General features: G+C 67.8%; 4 protein-coding genes. All 4 read left to right on the top strand.

The features are described from left to right. The coding region (locus LQV45_RS22240; protein ID WP_230008860.1) for an LLM class flavin-dependent oxidoreductase at window positions 1-796 on the top strand (796 nt) is incomplete at its 5' end. A 32-nt stretch (window positions 797-828) separates the two neighbouring features. Continuing rightward, the gene (locus tag LQV45_RS22245) at window positions 829-1,698 is read left to right on the top strand and encodes a MetQ/NlpA family ABC transporter substrate-binding protein (protein ID WP_230008861.1); all 870 of its coding nucleotides are present in this window, start codon (window positions 829-831) and stop codon (window positions 1,696-1,698) included. 27 nt (window positions 1,699-1,725) lie between these two features. Beyond that, window positions 1,726-2,988: an acyl-CoA dehydrogenase family protein gene (locus LQV45_RS22250; protein WP_230008862.1), complete on the top strand. Its 1,263-nt coding sequence runs from the start codon at window positions 1,726-1,728 to the stop codon at window positions 2,986-2,988. A gap of 61 nt (window positions 2,989-3,049) precedes the next feature. Then, window positions 3,050-3,297 (top strand): MmcQ/YjbR family DNA-binding protein (locus tag LQV45_RS22255; RefSeq protein ID WP_230008863.1); only part of this gene is annotated, 248 nt, incomplete at its 3' end.

Consider the following 3,297-nt stretch of genomic DNA (forward strand, 5'->3'; position numbering starts at 1 on the left):
GTACTCGATCGACGGACCCCACCTCGCGGCTCCTTCGCCGCAACGCACCCCGGTGCTTTTCCAGGCCGGGAGCTCCGGCCGCGGCCAGCAGTTCTGCGCCGCCAACGCCGAGGCCACCTTCACCCTCGCGCCGAGCACCGAGGTGGCCGCGAAGTACACTGCGGCCGTCCGGGAACAGGCCGTTGCCGCCGGCCGCCATCCGGATGACGTGAAGTTCCTCCAGGGTATGCACTTCGTGGTGGGCGGCACCGAAGCCGAGGCGAACCGCAAGGCCGAAGAGCTCGAGGACAGCCTGGACATTGAGGCCCTGCTGGCCCACGTGGGCGGCGGGTTCGGCGTCGACCTCGGCGGCCTGCCGCTGGACACCCCGCTCGGGGACCTTGAAACGGAAGGCAGCCAGGGACATCTCACGGCTATCCGCGCCTCCGTCCGCGGCGGCAACCCCACCCTCCGCGACATTGCGCTCTACCGCAGCCGGGCCAACCGGGTGGTGGGAACGCCGGACCAGATTGCCGACCGTCTCGAGCAGTGGCAGGACGCCGGAATCGACGGCATCAACATCATCAACCAGACCATCCCCGGCTCCTACACCGACTTCATCGACGGTGTGCTGCCCGAACTGCGCAGCCGCGGCCTCGCCCAGACCGGCTACGCGCCGGGAACCCTGCGCGAGAAGCTCTTCGGCGCCGGGCCGCGGCTCAACGGACGCCACCCCGCGGCGGCCTTCCGGGGAGCCTTCACCGATTTCTCCGCGGCGGCCGAAAACCAGCGCGCCAGCGTTACCGCCCAGTCATAGCCCAGCGCGAACCACCACAAAGGACCAAGACCATGCAGCGTAGAAATTTCCTCAAATATGCCCTCGCCGGCGCCGGTGCTGTCTCCGCCGCGGCACTGACCGGCTGCGGCCTCACCAATCCCGGCGGTGCCGGCGCCAGCGGCGGCAAGACGATCAAGATTATCGTCACCGAGTCCGCCCCGTACCAGGAACCGACCAAGCTGGCCCAGAAGCTGCTCGCGGCCCAGGGCTGGACCCTGGAGCCCACGTACGTCACGGACATCATCCAGCCCAACCTGGCCGTGGCCAACGGCGAATTCGACGCCAACTTCTTCCAGCACAACGCCTACCTGAAGCAGTTCAACCAGGACAAGGGCCTGGAGAACGTGGGACTGTTCTACGTCTACAGCGCCCCGGGCGGCATCTGGTCTGACAAGTACAAGTCCCTGAACGAGCTCCCGGACGGCGCCAAGATCGGCATTCCCGTGGACCCGGCGAATAACGGCCGTGCCCTGTTCATGCTGCGCGACGCCGGCCTGCTGGAGCTGTCTGACGCCACCGTGATCCACACCTCGCAAAAGAACATCACGGCCAACCCGAAGAAGCTGCAGTTCGTGGAAGTGGACCAGCAGTCCCTCGCCAAGACCCTTCCCGATGTCGACGCCGGCTTCCTGGTCGCCCGGATGGCCGCGGATGCCGGGCACAGCAAGGACGACGCGCTGGCCTTCGAAAAGGAAGCGGACCAGGTCCCGTTCCGGATCGTGGTTGCCGGGCGGAAGGATTTTGCCGGGTCGGAGAAGGCCGCGGCCCTCAAGGCCGCCTTCCAGTCCCCGGAGGTCAAGGCCTGGTTTGCCAGCTACCAGAAGGGCATCCTGCCCACCCCCTGGGACCAGGACCCCGCCGCCGACGCCGCCAAGCTCTAGCCCGGCCACCAGCAACCAAGGGAACGCATGTCCTACGCACCAGAGACCACAGCCCCCGCAGCACATTCAGCACCATCAGCGCCGTCGGCCGAAGCCGCCTACGAGAGGCTGGCGCAGCGTTTCCGGCCCGTGTTTGCCCGGATCGCGGAGGACGCGCTGGCCCGCGAGCAGGACAGGGTCCTGCCCTTCGAACAGGTCCGCTGGCTGAACGAGGAAGGCTTCGGCCGGCTGCGTGTGCCCACGGAACACGGGGGCGACGGCATCGGCTTTGAGCCCTTCTTCCGGCTGCTCATCGAACTCGCCGAGGCGGATTCCTCCGTGGCCCACCTCTACCGCTCGCACTTCGCGTTCGTGGAAACCGTCGGCCTGGAATCCGCGGACTTCCGGAACCGCTGGTACCCGAAAGTGGTGGCCGGCGAGATCTTTGGAAACGCCGCCACGGAGAAATCCGGCAATGTCCTCGGCACCACCGGAACCAAGCTGACGCGCCACGGCGGGGACTGGCTCTTGAACGGCAGGAAGTACTACACCACCGGCACCATCTTCGCCGAGTGGATTGCCGTCATGGCCAGCACCGAGGGCGTGGAGGGCCGCCAGTACGCCGTGGTCAGCACCACCCAGCCCGGAGTGGAAATCCTCGACGACTGGGACGGGTTCGGCCAGCAGCTGACCGGCACCGGCACCACGATTTTCCGTGACGCCGTGGTGCCGGACACCAACATCATCCGGCGCTCGGAATCCACCACGCACGAGCCGGCCTTCTTCCAGCTGGTCCTGCTCGCCGTCCTGGCGGGCATCGGCCGGGCGGCGCTGGCCGACGCGAGGGCGCTGGTCCGCGACCGCAAGCGCACCTTCAACACCGGCTCCGGCGAACTGTTCCGCCACGACCCGCTGATCCTGCAGCTCATCGGCCAGCTCTCGGCCAAGGTCTTCGCGGCGGAATCCGTGGTGCTGGCCGCCGCCCGGGAGCTCGACGCCGGCGCGGACCAGAACCTGGATCTCACCCCGGAACAACGCTACGTCCGCGGCGAGATCGCGGTGGAAAAGGCGCAGCTTCTGGTGCCCGAACTCGTCCAGTCCGCGGCCCAGCAGCTCTTCGACGTCACCGGGGCATCCGCCACGTCGAAGTCGAAATCGCTGGACCGGCATTGGCGCAACGCCAGGACCGTTTCCACCCACAACCCCGCTGTGTTCAAGGCCCGCACCGTGGGCGACTACGAAGTCAACGGCACCACTCCCGAAGGGCTGCACAGCATCGGCGACGCCCGCACCGCCGCGCAGGCAGTGTGAGGCGGGCCGCAGCCGGATAGCCCGCGCAGCCGGGCAGGCCGCAGCCGGATAGGCTCGTGCCATGGACGTTGCCACCCTCCGCGAGATCTGCTTGAGCTTCCCCGGTGCGTTTGAGGATTTTCCTTTCGGCCCGGAGACATCGGTTTTCAAGGTGCGGGCGGGGATATCCGGCGGCACGCGGCAGGACGCCAAGATGTTCGCGGCATCGGCCATGGACCCGGCCGATTGGTCCGTGAGCCTCAAATGCGAGCCGGCCCTGGCCGAACAGCTGCGGGCCATCCCCCCGGAAATCACCGGCGCCTGGCCTAT

This window comes from Microbacterium sp. Bi128, assembly GCF_918698205.1.

What these genes read in the sequence shown, in the direction of transcription:
- LQV45_RS22245 (WP_230008861.1), top strand. Translation starts at nt 829, where the DNA reads ATGCAGCGTAGAAATTTCCTCAAATATGCCCTCGCCGGCGCCGGTGCT.
- LQV45_RS22250 (WP_230008862.1), top strand. Translation starts at nt 1,726, where the DNA reads ATGTCCTACGCACCAGAGACCACAGCCCCCGCAGCACATTCAGCACCA.